The organism is Pelomonas nitida (assembly GCF_043555975.1).
Taxonomy (GTDB): domain Bacteria; phylum Pseudomonadota; class Gammaproteobacteria; order Burkholderiales; family Burkholderiaceae_C; genus Pelomonas; species Pelomonas nitida.
On record NZ_JBIGIA010000030.1, the window covers coordinates 1 to 15,437 of the forward strand.

Annotated in this window: 18 protein-coding genes; 11 read left to right on the forward strand and 7 right to left on the reverse strand. The window is 72.2% G+C overall.

The window, feature by feature from the left end:
• Positions 1-508: 508 nt before the first annotated feature.
• The 8 genes from ACG00X_RS23230 (at position 509) to ACG00X_RS23265 (ending at position 7,207) form a co-directional block, all read left to right on the forward strand.
• Positions 509-793 (forward strand): DUF2249 domain-containing protein, encoded by a 285-nt coding sequence (locus ACG00X_RS23230; protein WP_394492073.1) that lies wholly within the window; start codon positions 509-511, stop codon positions 791-793.
• A 30-nt stretch (positions 794-823) separates the two neighbouring features.
• On the forward strand, positions 824-3,061 hold the full coding sequence (locus ACG00X_RS23235; protein ID WP_394492075.1) for a nitric-oxide reductase large subunit: 2,238 nt from the start codon (positions 824-826) through the stop codon (positions 3,059-3,061).
• On the forward strand, positions 3,058-3,507 hold the full coding sequence (locus ACG00X_RS23240; protein ID WP_394492077.1) for an Rrf2 family transcriptional regulator: 450 nt from the start codon (positions 3,058-3,060) through the stop codon (positions 3,505-3,507). Before ACG00X_RS23235 ends, ACG00X_RS23240 begins: the two co-directional genes overlap by 4 nt.
• Complete coding sequence (locus ACG00X_RS23245; RefSeq protein WP_394492079.1) at positions 3,504-3,839, forward strand: metal-sulfur cluster assembly factor; 336 nt, start codon at positions 3,504-3,506, stop codon at positions 3,837-3,839. The genes ACG00X_RS23240 and ACG00X_RS23245 overlap by 4 nt, the downstream gene beginning before the upstream one ends.
• Positions 3,840-3,849: 10 nt before the next feature.
• The gene (locus ACG00X_RS23250) at positions 3,850-4,920 is read left to right on the forward strand and encodes a hypothetical protein (protein ID WP_394492081.1); all 1,071 of its coding nucleotides are present in this window, start codon (positions 3,850-3,852) and stop codon (positions 4,918-4,920) included.
• Positions 4,901-6,088, forward strand: coding sequence for an NnrS family protein (locus ACG00X_RS23255; RefSeq protein WP_394492083.1), 1,188 nt, complete (start codon positions 4,901-4,903; stop codon positions 6,086-6,088). Before ACG00X_RS23250 ends, ACG00X_RS23255 begins: the two co-directional genes overlap by 20 nt.
• Before the next feature lie 5 nt (positions 6,089-6,093).
• Positions 6,094-6,498 carry a SirB2 family protein gene (locus ACG00X_RS23260; RefSeq protein ID WP_394492086.1) on the forward strand — a complete coding sequence of 135 codons (405 nt, stop codon included), beginning with the start codon at positions 6,094-6,096 and terminating at the stop codon, positions 6,496-6,498.
• A 67-nt stretch (positions 6,499-6,565) separates the two neighbouring features.
• Positions 6,566-7,207: a hypothetical protein gene (locus ACG00X_RS23265; RefSeq protein WP_394492088.1), complete on the forward strand. Its 642-nt coding sequence runs from the start codon at positions 6,566-6,568 to the stop codon at positions 7,205-7,207.
• Positions 7,208-7,209: 2 nt separating this feature from the next.
• Here the strand turns inward: ACG00X_RS23265 and ACG00X_RS23270 are convergent, their stop codons facing one another.
• The gene (locus tag ACG00X_RS23270; RefSeq protein ID WP_394492091.1) at positions 7,210-7,383 is read right to left on the reverse strand and encodes a DUF3079 domain-containing protein; all 174 of its coding nucleotides are present in this window, start codon (positions 7,381-7,383) and stop codon (positions 7,210-7,212) included.
• A gap of 10 nt (positions 7,384-7,393) precedes the next feature.
• Here ACG00X_RS23270 and ACG00X_RS23275 point away from each other — a divergent pair, with 10 nt between their 5' ends.
• Genes ACG00X_RS23275 through ACG00X_RS23285 form a run of 3 tightly spaced genes read left to right on the forward strand, consistent with a single transcriptional unit; the run spans position 7,394 to position 9,772 of the window.
• Complete coding sequence (locus ACG00X_RS23275; RefSeq protein WP_394492093.1) at positions 7,394-7,915, forward strand: GTP 3',8-cyclase MoaA family protein; 522 nt, start codon at positions 7,394-7,396, stop codon at positions 7,913-7,915.
• Positions 7,908-9,080 carry an NnrS family protein gene (locus ACG00X_RS23280; protein WP_394492095.1) on the forward strand — a complete coding sequence of 391 codons (1,173 nt, stop codon included), beginning with the start codon at positions 7,908-7,910 and terminating at the stop codon, positions 9,078-9,080. Before ACG00X_RS23275 ends, ACG00X_RS23280 begins: the two co-directional genes overlap by 8 nt.
• A 2-nt stretch (positions 9,081-9,082) precedes the next feature.
• The gene (locus ACG00X_RS23285) at positions 9,083-9,772 is read left to right on the forward strand and encodes a Crp/Fnr family transcriptional regulator (RefSeq protein ID WP_394492144.1); all 690 of its coding nucleotides are present in this window, start codon (positions 9,083-9,085) and stop codon (positions 9,770-9,772) included.
• On the opposite strand, the gene ACG00X_RS23290 is transcribed toward ACG00X_RS23285, so the two are convergent.
• The 6 genes from ACG00X_RS23290 to ccmE form a co-directional block, all read right to left on the reverse strand.
• Positions 9,748-10,656, reverse strand: a complete 909-nt coding sequence (locus tag ACG00X_RS23290) for a hypothetical protein (RefSeq protein WP_394492097.1) — start codon at positions 10,654-10,656, stop codon at positions 9,748-9,750. The genes ACG00X_RS23285 and ACG00X_RS23290 overlap by 25 nt on opposite strands.
• 78 nt (positions 10,657-10,734) lie before the next feature.
• A complete protein-coding gene (gene ccmI, locus ACG00X_RS23295) occupies positions 10,735-11,982 on the reverse strand; it encodes a c-type cytochrome biogenesis protein CcmI (RefSeq protein ID WP_394492099.1) in 1,248 nt (415 codons plus the stop codon).
• Positions 11,979-12,410 (reverse strand): cytochrome c-type biogenesis protein, encoded by a 432-nt coding sequence (locus ACG00X_RS23300; protein WP_394492101.1) that lies wholly within the window; start codon positions 12,408-12,410, stop codon positions 11,979-11,981. Before ACG00X_RS23300 ends, ccmI begins: the two co-directional genes overlap by 4 nt.
• Positions 12,407-12,925, reverse strand: coding sequence for a DsbE family thiol:disulfide interchange protein (locus ACG00X_RS23305; RefSeq protein ID WP_394492103.1), 519 nt, complete (start codon positions 12,923-12,925; stop codon positions 12,407-12,409). Before ACG00X_RS23305 ends, ACG00X_RS23300 begins: the two co-directional genes overlap by 4 nt.
• On the reverse strand, positions 12,925-14,898 hold the full coding sequence (locus ACG00X_RS23310) for a heme lyase CcmF/NrfE family subunit (protein WP_394492105.1): 1,974 nt from the start codon (positions 14,896-14,898) through the stop codon (positions 12,925-12,927). The genes ACG00X_RS23305 and ACG00X_RS23310 overlap by 1 nt, the downstream gene beginning before the upstream one ends.
• Entirely contained in the window at positions 14,895-15,332 is a 438-nt protein-coding gene (gene ccmE / locus ACG00X_RS23315) for a cytochrome c maturation protein CcmE (RefSeq protein ID WP_394492107.1), read from the reverse strand. Before ccmE ends, ACG00X_RS23310 begins: the two co-directional genes overlap by 4 nt.
• Positions 15,333-15,437 lie beyond the last annotated feature (105 nt).

Here is a 15,437-nt window from a genome sequence, read left to right on the forward strand (position 1 = left end):
CCAGCACGGAGGACCCGCCAACGCATCAGGACTAGACTTATCCACAGATGGCCGTCATCGCGACGGCCTCCGCCCCCTGGTCAAGATTCAATCGGCGCGGGTGGTCAAAGTTCGGTCGGCGCCAACAAGGAGGGCATCCACGGATGCCAGCGAACACGAAAATCCGCTAAGTGCTTGATTTTTCAGTGCTTTGCGGACGTCTGCGAACGCCTGCGAACGATCTGGTGGTGGAGAGGAGGAGGATCGAAAACGAACTGCCAAGCCGCATCAGTGCTCGCGATCTCGTTCCACGCGGAGCCGAGTTACTGCGCAAGTTACTGCATGCCGCGCGTTGCGTAGATTTCCACGGAGTTCCATCCTCTCCACTGTGAGCCAGGTGCGGCAATCGAGGGGCCGTAAGACACACCTGCGACCGGGCCCTGAATTGCACGCTGTTTGACGGACATCAAACCGTAGCGGGCTGTCGGCTTCAAAAATGTGCATATGAAATGCATATTAAGGAGCAAGCATGACGCTGATCACCTACGGTAACCGAATCGACCTGCGGCCCCTGGCGCCTCAGGAAAGGCTTCCACGGGTCTTCAACGCCATCCGTGCGCTGGGCGACGGTGAGGGCATGGAACTCGTCAACGACCAGGACCTGCGGTCGCTGTACTCGCCGTTCCTCGCTGAACAGTCAGGGCGCTTCTCCTGGGAAGACCTCATCCACGGTCCCGACGTCTGGCGCGTGCGCATCACCCGGCTCGCCGGCCATGGCGAAGGCGGCTGCTGCGGCTTCTGCGGCGGCGCCTGAACGACAACTGCACATCCACAAAGGCACATCATGAAATCGACACGCAGGCTCTGGCGCTGGCTGGGGCTGATCTTCGTCCTGTCGTTCGGGGCCCTGGGCTATCTGGGCTGGCAGATCTATCTCTTTGCGCCGCCCATCCCGAAGCAGGTCGTCACGACCGAGGGCGAGCTGCTGTTCACCGGCGAGCAGATCCAGCTCGGCCAGCAGGCCTGGATGTCGGCTGGCGGCCAGCAGCTGGGCACGGTCTGGGGTCATGGCGCCTATGTGGCGCCGGACTGGTCGGCCGACTGGCTGCACCGCGAGGCGGTGGCGCTGACGGCGCGGCGCGATGCCGGCGACGCCGACGCGACGGCCGCGCGTGTGCGCGCCGAGATGCGCCGCAACACCTATGACGACACGACCGGCATCGTGAAGGTGTCGCCGCAGCGCGCCGCCGCCATCCGCGAGGTCGCTGCCCACTACGACGGCCTGTTCGGCAGCGATCCCGCTCTCGACACGCTGCGCGAGCAGTACGCGATGACGCCCGGCACGCTGCCCGATGCGCAGCAGCGCCAGGCGCTGACGGCGTTCTTCTTCTGGAGCGCCTGGGCCGCGACGACGGACCGGCCCGGCGAGGCCGGCCTGTCCTACACCAGCAACTGGCCGCACGAGCCGCTGGTGGGCAACACGATGAGCGCGTCGGCGGCGATGTGGTCCATGGTCAGCATCATCCTGCTGCTCGCCGGCATCGCGGCCATGCTGTGGCTGCACAAGGGCGACGCGCACGAGGAAGCCGCCGAGGTGCCCCAGGCCGACCCGTTGCTGGGTGCGCGCGCCACGCCATCGATGAAGGCCACGCGCAAGTACTTCTTCGTCGTCATCGCGCTGATGCTGCTGCAGATCGCGATGGGCATCGTCACGGCCCACTATGCGGTGGAGGGCCAGTCCTTCTTCGGCTTCCCGCTGGCCGACCTGCTGCCCTACACCGTCAGCCGCACGGTGCACACGCAGGTGGGCATCTTCTGGATCGCCACCGCCTGGCTGGCCACCGGCCTGTACGTCGCGCCGCTGCTGTCGGGGCGCGAGCCGAAGCTGCAGAAGCTCGGCGTGGACCTGCTGTTCTGGGCCCTCGTCATCGTCGTGCTGGGCTCGACCGCCACCGGCTGGCTGGGCACGCTGCAGCACCGCGGCATCGACTTCAGCTTCTGGTTCGGCAACCAGGGCCTGGAGTTCACGAGCATGGGCCGCTTCTGGCAGATCCTGCTGTTCATCGGCCTGCTGTTCTGGGTCGCGCTGCTGGGCCGCGCGCTGTGGCCGGCGCTGAAGAAGCCGTCGGAAACGCGTGGCCTCATCGCCATGGTCTTCCTGTCGGCCACCTGCATCGGCGGCTTCTACGCGACCTCGCTCACCTGGGGCCAGCACACCCACTACTCCATGATCGAGTACTGGCGCTGGTGGCTGGTGCACCTGTGGGTGGAGGGCTTCTTCGAGGTCTTCGCCACCGCCGTCGTCGCGCTGATCTTCACCAACCTGGGCCTCATCCGCGCCGCGTCGGCCAACCGGGCCATCGTGGCCGAGACCATCGTCTTCCTGTTCGGCGGCATCCTGGGCACGCTGCACCACCTGTACTGGACGGGCACGCCCACGTCGGTCATTGCCGTCGGCGCCGTCTTCTCGGCGCTGGAGGTCGTGCCGCTGACGCTGATCGGCCTGGAGGCGCTGCAGACGTATCGCCGCTCCAAGGGCGTGGCCTGGCTGGGCGCCTACAAGTGGGTGATCCTGAGCTTCGTCGCCGTGGGTTTCTGGAACACGGTGGGCGCCGGCCTGCTGGGCTTCGCGATCAACCCGCCGGCCTCGCTGTACTACGTGCAGGGCCTGAACATGACGGCGGCCCACGGCCACGCGGCGCTGTTCGGCGTCTACGGCATGCTGGGCATAGGCCTGATGCTGTTCTGCCTGCGTGGGCTCTATGAGCGCCACCTGCACGCCGACAAGTTCCTGAAGCCCGCCTTCTGGAGCCTGAACATCGGTCTGGCGATGATGGTCTTCATGTCGCTGCTGCCGGCCGGCATCTACCAGGCCCATGCCAGCATCACGAAGGGCCTCTGGTATGCGCGTTCGCCGGAGGTCATGCACTCGCCACTGATGGAGGCCTTCGTGTGGCTGCGCGTGCCAGGCGATATCGTGTTCGCTGCCGGCAGCGCCTTCCTGGCCTGCTACGCCCTCTGGCTGCTGCGCCGCCCGGCGCGCCAGCCGCTGCCGGCGGGGGCGGCCGTGGAGACCCGATGAAGCTCACCGCCTTCACCGACTACAGCCTGCGCGTGCTGATCTACCTCGCCACCGAGCCCGACCGCCGGGCCACGGTGGGCGAGATCTGCGCGGCCTTCGACATCAAGCCCAACCACCTCACCAAGGTCGTCCACCACCTGGCCCGCTGCGGCTGGGTGGCCACGCTGCGCGGCAAGGGCGGCGGCCTGGTGCTGGCCCTGCCGGCCGAGCAGATCGGCATCGGCCGCGTCGTGCGCGACACCGAGGGCGCCGCCCGGCCGGCCGAGTGCTTCGGCGCCGAGCCCAGCCACTGCGCCATCGCGCCCAGCTGCCGCCTCAAGGGCGTGCTGGCCGAGGCGGTGGACGCCTTCCATGCCGTGCTGGACCGCTACACGCTGGCCGACATCAGCCGCAACCGAAAGGCCCTGGCCGGCGTGCTGCACTTCCACCGTGCGAGGGCGGCATGAAGCGCGAGGAGAACTACGCCTACGCCGGCCCCGACGCGCTGCGCGAGCCCATCCTGCAGGCGCTGCACCGCGTGGTGGACCCGGAGGTGGCGATGAGCATCGTCAACGTCGGCCTGGTCTATGCGGTCACGGTGACGGATGAGCGCCTGCATGTGGTGATGACGATGACGTCGGCCGCCTGCCCGGTGACCGACGTCATCCTGGACGATGCGCAATGCGAGCTGGAGAGCATCGCGCCGCCCGCCATGACCGTGGACATCGAGCTGGTCTGGGAGCCGCCCTGGACCACCGACCGCATGAGCGCCAGCGCCAAGAAGTTCATGGGCTGGTGACGGGGCCGCCATGCGCAAGCGTCCGTTGAAATGGCCCCTGCTGCCGCTGGCCGCTGCCGTGCCGCTCGCGCTGCTGGCCGGCATGGCCGGCGGCCTGCTGCGTGCCGGCGTGGCGCTGCCGTCCGCGGGCGACTGGCTGGGGCAGGCGGCGGTGGCGCATGGGTTGCTGATGATCTGCGCCGTGCTCGGCACCGTCATCGGCGTGGAGCGTGCCGTGGCGGTGAAGCACCCGCTGTGCTTCGCCGGCCCGCTGGCCTCGGCGGCGGCGGGCATCGCGCAGCTGGGCGGGGCAGGGCGGCTGGCCGCAGGGCTGGTCGTCGCGGCGGCGCTGGCCTTCGTGGCCGTCAACGTCGTCATCGTGCGCCGCCAGCGCGCGGCCCACACGACCCTGCTGCTGGTCGGCGCGGCCTGCTGGGCCGTGGGCAGCCTGGCGCATGCGTTCGGCCTGGGCGGCGCGCTGCCCTGGTGGTTCGCCTTCCTGGTGCTGACCATCGCCGCCGAGCGGCTGGAGATGACGCGGCTGATGCGGCGCCAGCCGGGCGCGGTGGTGGCGCTGCACGCCATCCTCGCGGCGCTGCTGGCGGGCGCGGCGCTGCACGACGCGTTGTACGGCCTCGCGCTCGCGGCCCTGGCCCTGTGGCTGCTGGCCTTCGACATCGCCCGGCGCACCGTGCGCGCGCAAGGCCTGGCGCGCTACATGGCCGTGTGCCTGCTGGCCGGCTATGCCTGGCTGCTCGTGGCCGGCGCCGCCTGGGCCGCCACGTCACTGGGCTGGCCGTGGCGGGACGCGGCGCTGCACGCGCTGGGCCTGGGCTTTGTCACCAGCATGGTGTTCGGCCATGCGCCCGTCATCCTGCCCGCCATCGCCGGCGTCAAGCTGGCCTTCGGCTGGCCCTGGTATCTGCCGCTGTTGCTGCTGCATGCGTCGCTCGCGCTGCGGTTGCTCGGCGGCCCCGGCCTGCTCGCCGCCGGAGCGGCAGGCAATGCGCTGGCCATTGCCGCCTTCGCCGCCGTCGTGGCCGGCGCGGCGCTGGCCTGGCGCCTCAAGTTCAAGGACTCCCATGGCACTGATCCGTCTTGAAGAATCGCCGCGCGCGCCGCGCAGCGGCTTCGCGCTCTTCGCGCTGGGCTTCCGGCCCTTCTACCTGCTGGCCAGCGTGTTCGCGGCGCTGTCCGTGCCGCTCTGGGCGCTGCAGTTCAGCGGCCTGCTGGGCCATGCCTATCTCGCCGGCCCGCTGTGGCATGCGCACGAGATGTTGTTCGGCTTCACGCTGGCCGTCATCGTCGGCTTCCTGTTCACCGCCGGCCACAACTGGACGCAACTGCCCACGCCCAGCGGCTGGCTGCTCGCCGCGCTGGCGCTGCTGTGGGTGGCCGGCCGCGTGCTGGTGCTGACTCCGTTCGCGGTGGCGGCAGCGGTCGTCAACGTCGTCTTCCCGCTGGCCGCCGCCGGCGCGCTGGCCGTGCCCTTCATCCGGGCGCGGAACCAACGCAACTACTTCTTCATCGGGCTGTTGCTGCTGCTGGCGGTGGCGGCCGGCGCCATCCACCTGGGCCAGCTCGGCCTCGTCGATGCCACCGTGCTGCCAGGCACGCAGCTGGCGCTGGACGTGGTGCTCTTCATCCTTGTCGTTATGGGCGGGCGCGTGATCCCCATGTTCACCAACAACGGCGTGCCCGGCACGCAGGCCGCGCGCCGGCCGCATCTGGAGAAGCTGGCGCTCGGCAGCGTGCTCGCGCTGGGCGCGGTGGACCTGATGGGCCTGTCCGGCTGGCCTGCTGCGGCCGTGGCGGTGCTGGCGGGCCTGGCCCACGCCGGGCGGCTGGCGCTGTGGCAGCCCTGGCGCACGCGGCGCGTGCCCCTGGTGTGGGTGCTGCATGCGGCCTATGCCTGGATTCCTGTGCACTTGCTGCTGCGCGCGGGCGCCGAGCTGGGCTGGGTGATGCCGTCGCTGGCCGTGCATGCGCTGGCCGTGGGCGCCGTGGGCGGCCTCGTCATCGGCATGATGACGCGCACCGCGCGCGGCCACACCGGCCGGCCGCTGCGGGCCGATCGCTACGAGGTGGCCTGCTACGTCGCGGTGCTGCTGGCGGCACTGGTGCGCGTAGGCCTGCCGCTGCTGAACCCGGCGTGGACCGTGCCGGCCGTGCAGGCCTCGGCCACGCTGTGGTCGCTGGGCTTCGGCCTGTATGCCGTGCGCTACTGGCCGGTGCTGTCGCGGCCGCGCCTCGACGGTCGGCCGGGTTGAGCCTCATGGACTACTTCACCATCAAGGCCATCCACCAGGGCGCGGTCGCGCTGTCCATTGCCGGCTTCGCGCTTCGGGGCGCGGCGGCATTGCTGGGCGCGCGGTGGGCGGCCAGCCGCGCCGCGAAGACGCTGCCGCATCTGGTTGACTCGGTGCTGCTGCTGTCGGCGCTCGCGCTGGCCTGGACGCTGCGGCTGTCGCCTCTGCAGGCGCCGTGGCTGCTGGCCAAGATCATCGGCCTGCTGGTCTACATCGGGCTGGGCGTGGTCGCGCTGCGGCCCGGCCGGCGGCTGGCGCTGCGTGCCGCAGCCTGGCTGGGTGCGCTGGCCGTCGTGGGTTGGATGGTGAGCGTCGCCGTGACGAAGAGCCCGTTCGGCTTTCTGCAACTCTGGCTGTTGGCCGGTACTTGAGCTGCATCAAGGCCTGGCGATCTGCGGCGCTACAGCATGCCGTCTCCAACCTTCTCCCGCTGTCATCATGACCCTGCCTGACTACTTCGACGCCGTACCCCGTCTGCGCGTGCAGGATCCTCTCGCCCGCCTGCTGGGCAGTGCCGACGACGGCCTGCTGGAATACGGTTTCGGCGACGCCGTGCGCCTGACCGGCCATGCCTGCCCGACCGTGGCCAGCGCCTACTGGCTGACCTATCTGGCGCTGGAGCATCTCTACCCTGGCAGCTTGCCGCAGCGCGGCGGCATCCAGGTCGAGTTCCGCGACGACGCGCGCTCGGGCAGCAGCGGCGTGGTCGCCACGGTCGTGCAACTGCTGACGGGCGCGGCCGGTGGCTCGGGCTTCAAGGGCCTGGGCGGGCGTTTCGGCCGCGCCGGGCTGCTGCGCTACAAGCCCGAGCTGCTGACGCTGCTGCGCTTCACGCGCCGGGACACGCGCGAGGCGGTGGATGTGGGCGTGGACCTGATGAACGTGCCCGCGGACCCGCGACTGCAGCCGCTGCTGGAGCTGTGCATTGCCGGCAAGGCCGGCGCCGATGAGCAGCAGCGCTTTTGCGTGCTGTGGCAGGAGCGCGTGCGCCATCTGCTGCTGGACTGTGCGCGCGATCCGGCCGTCTTCACGCTGCGCCCCGTGAGGCGCCATGCCGCTGCCGACGCCATGGCCAGCTGAACTCAAGCGGGCGGGGCCGTCGTGTCGCCCTCGCTGGCCGGGGCGTCCATGCCCCAGTCCTGCCAGTCGTCGCCGAACAGCTCGCTCGGGTGCGGCGTGGCGATGCTGCCGTTGCCGCATTGCAGCGAGGTGCTGCGCGGGCTGGACACCGCCCAGCGCGCAGGCTTCGAGCGCATCAAGGTCAACATGGTGGTGCGGCGCGCCGTCAACGACGGCGAGTGCCTGCCATTGGCCGAGCATTTACGCGGCAGCGGCCTGGTGCTGCGCTTCATCGAGTTCATGGATGCCGGCCGCCACAACGGCTGGCGGCGCGACGAGGTGCTGCCCAGCGCCAAGCTGCGCGCGCGCATCGCCGCACGCTGGCCGCTGCTGCCGTTGCCGGCCACGCGTGCCGGCGAGACGGCCGAGCGCTGGCGCTACATGGACGGGGCGGGCGAGATCGGCTTCATCAGCAGCGTCAGCCAGGCCTTCTGCGGCGACTGCACGCGCGCGCGGCTGACGGCCGACGGCCATCTCTACACCTGTTTGTTCGGCGCTACCGGCCACGACCTGCGCCCGCTGCTGCGCGGCGCGCATGGCAGCGAGACCCTGCTGCGTGAGCGCCTGGCCGACATCTGGACGCAGCGCAGCGATGCCTACTCCGAACAACGCGAGCGCCTGAGCGTCATCCGCATCGAACGGGCCGACATGCATGTGCTCGGTGGATAGGGCCGCGCCGGCCTGGCGCGCAGCTCGGCTGCTGAGCGCACCGCACCGGCTGGGTTTTGCCGTGGGCGCCGCGGCCATGGGCCTGCTGGCCCTGTGGTGGCTGGGCGTGCTGCTGGCCCGGCACCTGGGTGTCGCGCTGCCCTGGGCCGTTGCACCCGGGCTGGCACATGGTCTGCTGTTCACGCTGGGCTTCATGCCGGCCTTCATGGCCGGCTTCCTGTTCACGGCAGCGCCCCGCTGGCTGGGTCGGCCCGCTCTGGACGCGCACGTGCTGCTGACGGCGCTGGCGCAGTGGGCAGCGGGCTGGCTGCTCGTCCTCGTGGGCGTGCATGCAGGCCCCTGGCTGGCCGCGCTGGGCATGGCCACCGCCGCTTGCGGCTGGCTGCGTCTAAGCCTGCGCTTTGCAACGCTGCTGCGGGCGCCCGGCGCGCATGCGCGCTGGCTGCTGCTGGCCTGCTTGGTCGGCGTGGCGGCCATGCTGCTGGCCTGCCTGTCGCTGCTGGAGGCCGACACGGTGCTGCTGCGCGCCGCGCTGCGGCTGGGGCTGTGGGGCTTCATCGTGCCGGTGTTCGCCGTCGCCTCCCATCGCTTGCTGGCGCTGGCCGGTGCGGCCGCGCTGCCCATGGCCGGCGGCCTGGTGCTGGCCGCCGCCGCAGACGTGGGCGGCCTGCCGCCCTGGCTGCTGGCGCCGCCGCTGGCGGCGGCCTCGCTGGCCCTGCTGGCCCCGGCGCTGCGCGCGCTGCTGCTGGGCCGCCTGGCGGGCGAGTCGCGGCGGCTGCTGGCCATGCTGCAGGGCGGCTTCGCCTGGCTGGGGCTGGCGATGGGCCTGCAGGCCGTCTCGCTGGCGCTGCAGGCGGCGGGCCGGGCCGGCCTGGGCGCGACGCCGCTGCATGCGCTGACGCTGGGCTGGCTGGGCTGCACGCTGATGGCCATGGTCACGCGTGTCGCGGCCGGGCACAGCGGCCGGCCGCTGGCCATCGACCGCCTGGGCTGGGCGCTGTACAGGCTGCTGCAGCTGGGCGTGCTGCTGCGCGTGGCGGTGGCGCTGGGGCTCACGGCCGGCCTGCTGCCCGCCGCCGCGCTGTGGGCGGCGGTGGCTACCGCCTGGGCCTGGCGCCAGGGCGGCTGGCTGGGCCGCCCGCGCGTGGATGGGCGGCCGGGGTGAGCATGGACGGCGCGGCCATCGAGCGCTGCCTGCGGCGCCTGCCGCTGTTCAGCGAGATAGCCCCGGCCTCGCTGCAGCGCCTGGCCGCCGCAACGCGGCTGCGCGCGCTGGAGCGCGGCGCCTTCGCGCTGTGCGCGGGTGATGCCTGCGAGGCCTTCTTCGTCAACCTGGGCCCGCCGGTCAAGCTCTTCGTGCTGGCGCCCAATGGCAACGAGAAGGTCATCGAGCTGATCGGGCCCGGCCAGAGCTTTGCCGAGGCGCTGATGTTCCTGGGCCGCCCCAGCCCGGTGAACGCGCAGGCGCTGGGCGACACGCAGCTGCTGGTGCTGCCGCGCGAGGCCGTGCTGCAGGCCATGGCGGCCGACCAGCGCTTGGCGTTGCACATGCTGGCCGGCCTGAGCCGGCGGCTGCACGGCCTGGTGAGCGACGTGCAGGCCTATGCGCTGCAGTCGGGCCTGCAGCGCGTCATCGGCTACCTGCTGCGCGATGCCGGCGACGACGATGGCGCCTGCACGGTGGAGCTGCCGGTCAGCAAGGCGACGCTGGCGTCGCGCCTGTCGCTGACGCCGGAGTACTTCTCGCGCGTGCTGCGCGAACTGGAGGACGGCGGGCTGCTGCGCGTGGACGGGCGCCGCATCCTGATCGCCGACGTGCAGCGGCTGGCCAACTACCCGCTGAACAGCAGGCCCTGATCGCGCGGCTGCTCGATGCGCAGCGGCAGGCAGTGGTCGGGCGCCGGCGCCAGCGCGGTCTCGGCCAGGCGTTCGCGCCAGGGCTGGGCCTCCAGCTGCGTCGTCGTGCGCAGCACCACGCTCAGCCGCCAGGGCCAGTCTGCCGTGCCCGCGCCCTGCACGACGCGGTCCACGTCGTGCTGCGCGTGCAGCCAGTCCCGCAGGGCGGTGTCGGGCTGCAGCCCTTCCCACAGCGCCAGCAGGCCCGCCTGGGCCACGGGTGGGGGCGGCGGCTTCAGCACCAGGCCGTCGATCTGGCCGCTGCGCCGCCACGCGCCCAGGTGCGCGAGCACGCGGTGTTCGCTGCAGCCCAGCTGCTTGCCGCAGTCGGCAAAGGGCTTGGCGCTCAGCGGCAGCCCCTGCTCCACGCTGGCGGCCAGCTGCGGGTGGTCGCAGCACAGCGTGGCGTCGGCGGGCAGCACGCGCAGGCGCAACCGCGCCACGGGCGGCTGCGGCAGCCGCTCCAGTTGGCGCTGCAGCGCGGCTTCTTCCAGCACCTCGATCTCGGCCCAGGTGCTGGGGTTGCTGGCGGGCGCGTGCTCGATGCGGTAGCAGCCGGGCAGCGCCGCCAGCGCGCGCGTGAAGCCGGCCGGCGCATCGAAGGCCAGCCGCCAGTGCTCGCGCCGCAGCATGGGGCCCCAGCGCACGCGCACGGGCAGTAGGGCGCCGCGCTGCTGCAGTTCGCGGCACACGGCGATCAGCTCGCGCGGCGTGGCGCCGCTGCGCGCGGCCATCAGGCGGAACGGCGAGGGATGCAGCGGGAAGTCCTGCTGCCAGCCGTGGATCAGCGTTTGGCGCAGGCCGGCGCAGCAGCTGGGCGCGGTCGCGGAGGCGGGGTGGGACATGGTGCGCCATGCTGACCCCGCGACCGCGATGCGGCCTTGATCTGGTTCAAGTCGGGCCGGTGCGCCGTTTGACCGGCGTCAAGGTTGTTGCTGCGCGGGCGCGCCGACGTGCAGGACCAGCCCCTGCTGGCCGCGCCGCGCGGGCAGTTCGGCGCTGCTCCAGTCGCCCGGCTGGCGCGTGGCCTGGCCCGACAGGCTGATGCGCGCCTGCACGGTGACGCGTTCGAAGCGCGACGGCGGCCGCTCGGGGGACATGGCGTGGCGGTCGTCGATGGCGACCTCGGCCGGCAGCTCGCTGGCGCGCAGGCGCAGCACGGCGGCGGGCATGCGCTCTCCCGCCGGGCGCACGACGACGAAAACCGTGGCCTGCGGCGGCAGGCGCGCGGCGAGTGCGGCGTCTACCGTGATGCGGGCGCCGAGCTGCGCGGCGGCGGGCGGGTTGGTGGGCGCGGTCGGTGCCGGCTCGGCCAGCCGCTGCAGGTCGGCCTCGACGCGCAGCGCCAGCGGCGAGCCGGGCTCCAGCAGGCCCAGCAGGCGCTGCCAGTGCTGGCGCGCGTCGCCCACGTCGCCACGGCGCAGCGCGCTCGCGCCGGCCAGCGCGAGGGCCTTGGGCTGATCGGCCTGCAGCGCCAGCGCGGCGGCGATGGCCTGCTGCGCCGGGCCGCCAAGCTCGCCTCCCTGCGTGGAGGCCAGCGCATCGGCGAGGTCGGCGTGCAGCCGCGCCAGCAGCCCGGCGGGCGCCTGCTGGCGCTCGGCGGCGGCAATGGCCTGACGGAACGACTGCACGGCGTCGTCGAAGTGCTCCATCGTCTCCTGCGAACGTGCCAGCACCAGCCAGCCCTGCAGGTCGTCGGGGTCGGTGCGCAGGCGTTCGGCCAGCTTCTGCACGGCGGTCTCGACCTGGGTGCCGCCGCTTTCGTGCATGGCCGGCTCGGCCCGCGCCAGCTCGGCCACGGCGCGCGGGTCGCCGGCGTGCAGGTAGAGCGCCAGCGCGGCCACGGGCAGCGCCACGCTGAGCAGCGCGGCGGGCAGGTGCCGGTGCCACGGGCCGTCGCACCGAGCGGGCGCCGGGCCGGCGGCGTCCAGGTCGTGCAGCAGCGCGAGCTGCAGTTCGTCCAGCGCCTGTTGGCGCTCGGCAGGGCTCAGGGCTTCCTGATCGAGCTCGGCGTGCTTGTGGCGGTAGAGCTCGCGCAGGCGCTGCCGTGCGTCGGCCGGCGCGTGGCCCGGCTCGCGCAGCAGCGGCCACAGCAGACCGGCCAGGGCCAGCAGCAGCAGCGTGAGGGCGACGGCCCATAGGGGCCACAGGGGCCAGAGCGTGGAGGTCATGCGTCCTCCCTGTCGAGCAGCCGGCGGGCGCGCTCGCGCTGTGCGTCGTCGAGTGGCTCGGCGGGCACGGCCTGGTTGCGCCGCCGCAGCGTGGCGACGAGGGCGGCGAGGCCGGCCAGGCCCAGCACGAAGGGCAGGCCCCACAGCAGCCACGTGGACGGCCGCAGCGGCGGCGTGTAGCGCACGAAGGCGCCGTAGCGCTGCTCGAAGAAGGCCAGCACATCGGCATCGCTGCGGCCGGCATGCAACTGCGCGCGGATCTCGCGGCGCATGTCGGTCGCCAGCGGTGCGTTGGACTCGGCGACGGTCTGGTTCTGGCAGACGACGCAGCGCAGTTGCGCGGCCAGCGCGGCCTCGCGGGCGTCGATGTCGGCGAGGGCGCCGGCGCTGCAGGCGAGCAGCGAGAGGCCGATCAGCAGCTGCCTCATTTCAGCGACCTCACGACGGGCATCAACTGGTCGCGCCACACCTCGGCCGTGACCGGCCCGGTGTGCCGATAGCGCACGCGGCCGGCGCCGTCGATGACGAAGGTTTCGGGCACGCCGTGCACGCCGAAGTCCATGCCCACGCGGCCGTCGGCGTCCACCGCCGAGGCGAGGTAGGGGTTGCCGACCTGCTCCAGCATGGCGCGCGCCGGGCCGTCGCGGTCCTTGTAGTTCAGGCCGAACAGCGCCACGCCGTCGCGCGTGGACAGCACCTTCAGCGCCGGCAGCTCGCTGCGGCAGGGCTCGCACCAGGAGGCCCACACGTTCAGCAGCCAGACCTGCCCGCGCATCTGGGCGGTGTCCAGGCGGCGGCTCGCGTCGTGCAGCAGCGGGCGGTCGATGGCGGGGGCGGGTTGGTCGATCAACGCCGAGGGCAGGGCGCGTGGGTCGCGCTGCAAGCCAAGGCCCAGGGCGACGGCCAGTGCAAGGAAGGCCAGCAACGGCAGCAGGTAGCGCATCAGGCCGGATCTCCGACGGGCAGCGCTGCGGCTCCGTGCTGGCGCGTCCTGGCTGCGCTATAGCGGCGGTCTGCCAATGCAAGCAGGCCACCCAATGCCATCAGCGCACAGCCTATCCAAATCCAGGCAAGGAAAGGCTTCACCTGGATGCGCACCGTCCATGCGCCATCGGACAGCGGTTCGCCCAAGCCAACCAGCAGGTCGCGCTGCAGGCCACTGTGGATGGCGGCCTGGCTCATGGGCATGGCCTGGGTGCGGTAGACGCGCTTCTCGGGATACAGCGTGAGCCGCTCGCGGCCCTCGCGGCTGACCGTGACGGCGGCTCGCTGCGCGTCGTAGTTGGGGCCCCGGACGGCCTGCGTCGCGCCGAGGCGGAACTCGAAGCCGCCGACGCTGACCGGCACGCCCGGCGCCAGGCTCAGCTCGCGCTTGCTTTCGAAGCCACCGGACAGCGTGACGCCGAACACGAACAGGCCCATGCCGGCATGCGCGGCGAGCATGCCCCACCAGGCGCGCGGCTGCCGCGCGATGCGGTGGCCCTGCAGGCGTTGCCAGGCGTGGGCCGCTGCGCTGCACACGCACCATGCGGCCAGCAGCAGGCCGAAGGCGGAGAAGGGCGTCCACGTCTGCCCCGGCTCGCGCGGCAGCAGCCAGCCCAGCAGCCACGCGCAGATGCCGCTGGCCGCCAGCGCCCAGCGCAGCTGCACGCGCAGCTCGGGCAGGGCCGCGCGCTTCCAGCGCGCCATCGGGCCCACGCCCATCAGCACCAGCGCGGGCACGACCAGCGGCACGAAGACGGCCTCGAAGTAGGGCGGGCCGACGGAGATCTTGTCGCCGCCCAGCACGTCCAGCAGCAGTGGGTACAGGGTGCCGGTCAGCACGGCCAGCGCGGCACTGGCGAACAGCACGTTGTTGACGAGCAGCAGTGTCTCGCGCGACAGCGCCGCAAAGCGTCCGCCCTGCCCGATGGTGGGCGCGCGCCAGGCGAACAGCAGCAGCGAGCTGCCGACGACGGCGACCATGAAGCACAAGATGTAGAGGCCGCGGCCGGGGTCCACCGCGAAGGCGTGCACGGACGTAAGCACGCCTGAGCGGACGAGGAAGGTGCCCAGCAGGCTCAGCGAGAAGGCGGCGATGGCGAGCAGCACCGTCCAGCCGCGGAAGGCGCCGCGGTGGTCGCTGACGACGAGCGAATGGATCAGCGCGGTGCCCACCAGCCAGGGCATGAAGGACGCGTTCTCCACCGGGTCCCAGAACCACCAGCCGCCCCAGCCGAGCACGTAGTAGGCCCAGGCGCTGCCGAGCAGGATGCCGAGCGTGAGGAAGCTCCACGCCGCCAGCGTCCATGGCCGCGACCAGCGCGCCCACGCGGCGTTCAGCTCGCCCGACAGCAGCGCCGCGATGCCGAAGGCGAAGGCCACCGAGAAGCCGACATAGCCCATGTAGAGCAGCGGCGGGTGCAGCACCATGCCGGGGTCCTGCAGCAGCGGGTTCAGGTCGCGGCCCTCGGCGGGGGCGGGCACGAGGCGGTCGAAGGGATTGGAGAGCAGCAGCAGGAACAGCAGCAGCCCGACGCTGAGCAGGCCCATCACGCCGAGCACGCGCGCCGCGAAGGCCGGCGGCAGCGCGCGGCTGCGCAGCGCGACGGCCAGCGTCCACGCCGACAGCAGGGCCTGCCACAGCAGCATGGAGCCTTCGTGGCTGCCCCACACGGCCGTGAAGCGGTAGACGGCCGGCAGCTCGGAATGCGAATTGGACGCGACGTAGCGCACCGAGAAGTCGCCGGTGAGGAAGGCATGGGCCAGGCAGCCCAAGGCAAGCCAGACGAACAGGCATTGCAGCGCCGCAGCCGGGCGGGCGACGCGCATCCAGCTGGCCAAGCCCCACTGCGCGCCGGCCAGCGGCAGCAGCGCCTGCACGGCGGCCACGAGCAGGGCCAGCACGAGCGCGAAGACGCCGATCTCCGGGATCACTTGGCGGCGCCCTTGTCGCGCGCCTGCTCCAGCGCGGCGGCGGCGGGTGGCGGCATGTAGTTCTCGTCGTGCTTGGCCAGCACCTCGGTGGCGGTGAAGACGGCGTCGGTCAGCCGGCCCGAGACGACGACGCCCTTGCCCTCGCGGAACAGGTCGGGCAGCAGGCCGCGGTAGCGCACGGGGATGCGGTGTGCGCCGTCGGTGACGGTGAAGCGCAGGTCCAGCCCGTCGGCCGCGCGCTGCAGCGAGCCCGTCTCGACGAGGCCGCCGAGCCGGAACGCGGCCTGGCGCGGCGCCTCGCCGGCGTTGACCTGCGTGGGGCTGTAGAAGAAGGTCACATTGCTGTTGAGTGCGTTCAGCACCAGGGCCGTGGCGATGGACACGGCGGCGAGGCCGAGCAGCACGAAGAGCAGGCGGCGCTGGCGGGGCTTCATTCGAGGCCTTTCGCGCGCATGCAGCGGCGCCACAGCAGCAGTGCCTCGGCCGCGACGAGCAGGGCCGACACGCCGTAGGCGAGAGCGAGGTAGAAGTCGTGGTCC

Coding starts and splice junctions, on each gene's coding strand:
- ACG00X_RS23230 (WP_394492073.1), top strand. CDS start 509: ATGACGCTGATCACCTACGGTAACCGAATCGACCTGCGGCCCCTGGCG.
- ACG00X_RS23235 (WP_394492075.1), top strand. CDS start 824: ATGAAATCGACACGCAGGCTCTGGCGCTGGCTGGGGCTGATCTTCGTC.
- ACG00X_RS23240 (WP_394492077.1), top strand. CDS start 3,058: ATGAAGCTCACCGCCTTCACCGACTACAGCCTGCGCGTGCTGATCTAC.
- ACG00X_RS23245 (WP_394492079.1), top strand. CDS start 3,504: ATGAAGCGCGAGGAGAACTACGCCTACGCCGGCCCCGACGCGCTGCGC.
- ACG00X_RS23250 (WP_394492081.1), top strand. CDS start 3,850: ATGCGCAAGCGTCCGTTGAAATGGCCCCTGCTGCCGCTGGCCGCTGCC.
- ACG00X_RS23255 (WP_394492083.1), top strand. CDS start 4,901: ATGGCACTGATCCGTCTTGAAGAATCGCCGCGCGCGCCGCGCAGCGGC.
- ACG00X_RS23260 (WP_394492086.1), top strand. CDS start 6,094: ATGGACTACTTCACCATCAAGGCCATCCACCAGGGCGCGGTCGCGCTG.
- ACG00X_RS23265 (WP_394492088.1), top strand. CDS start 6,566: ATGACCCTGCCTGACTACTTCGACGCCGTACCCCGTCTGCGCGTGCAG.
- ACG00X_RS23270 (WP_394492091.1), bottom strand. CDS start 7,383: ATGCGCTCGAAGCCTGCGCGCTGGGCGGTGTCCAGCCCGCGCAGCACC.
- ACG00X_RS23275 (WP_394492093.1), top strand. CDS start 7,394: ATGGTGGTGCGGCGCGCCGTCAACGACGGCGAGTGCCTGCCATTGGCC.
- ACG00X_RS23285 (WP_394492144.1), top strand. CDS start 9,083: ATGGACGGCGCGGCCATCGAGCGCTGCCTGCGGCGCCTGCCGCTGTTC.
- ACG00X_RS23290 (WP_394492097.1), bottom strand. CDS start 10,656: ATGTCCCACCCCGCCTCCGCGACCGCGCCCAGCTGCTGCGCCGGCCTG.
- ccmI (WP_394492099.1), bottom strand. CDS start 11,982: ATGACCTCCACGCTCTGGCCCCTGTGGCCCCTATGGGCCGTCGCCCTC.
- ACG00X_RS23300 (WP_394492101.1), bottom strand. CDS start 12,410: ATGAGGCAGCTGCTGATCGGCCTCTCGCTGCTCGCCTGCAGCGCCGGC.
- ACG00X_RS23305 (WP_394492103.1), bottom strand. CDS start 12,925: ATGCGCTACCTGCTGCCGTTGCTGGCCTTCCTTGCACTGGCCGTCGCC.
- ccmE (WP_394492107.1), bottom strand. CDS start 15,332: ATGAAGCCCCGCCAGCGCCGCCTGCTCTTCGTGCTGCTCGGCCTCGCC.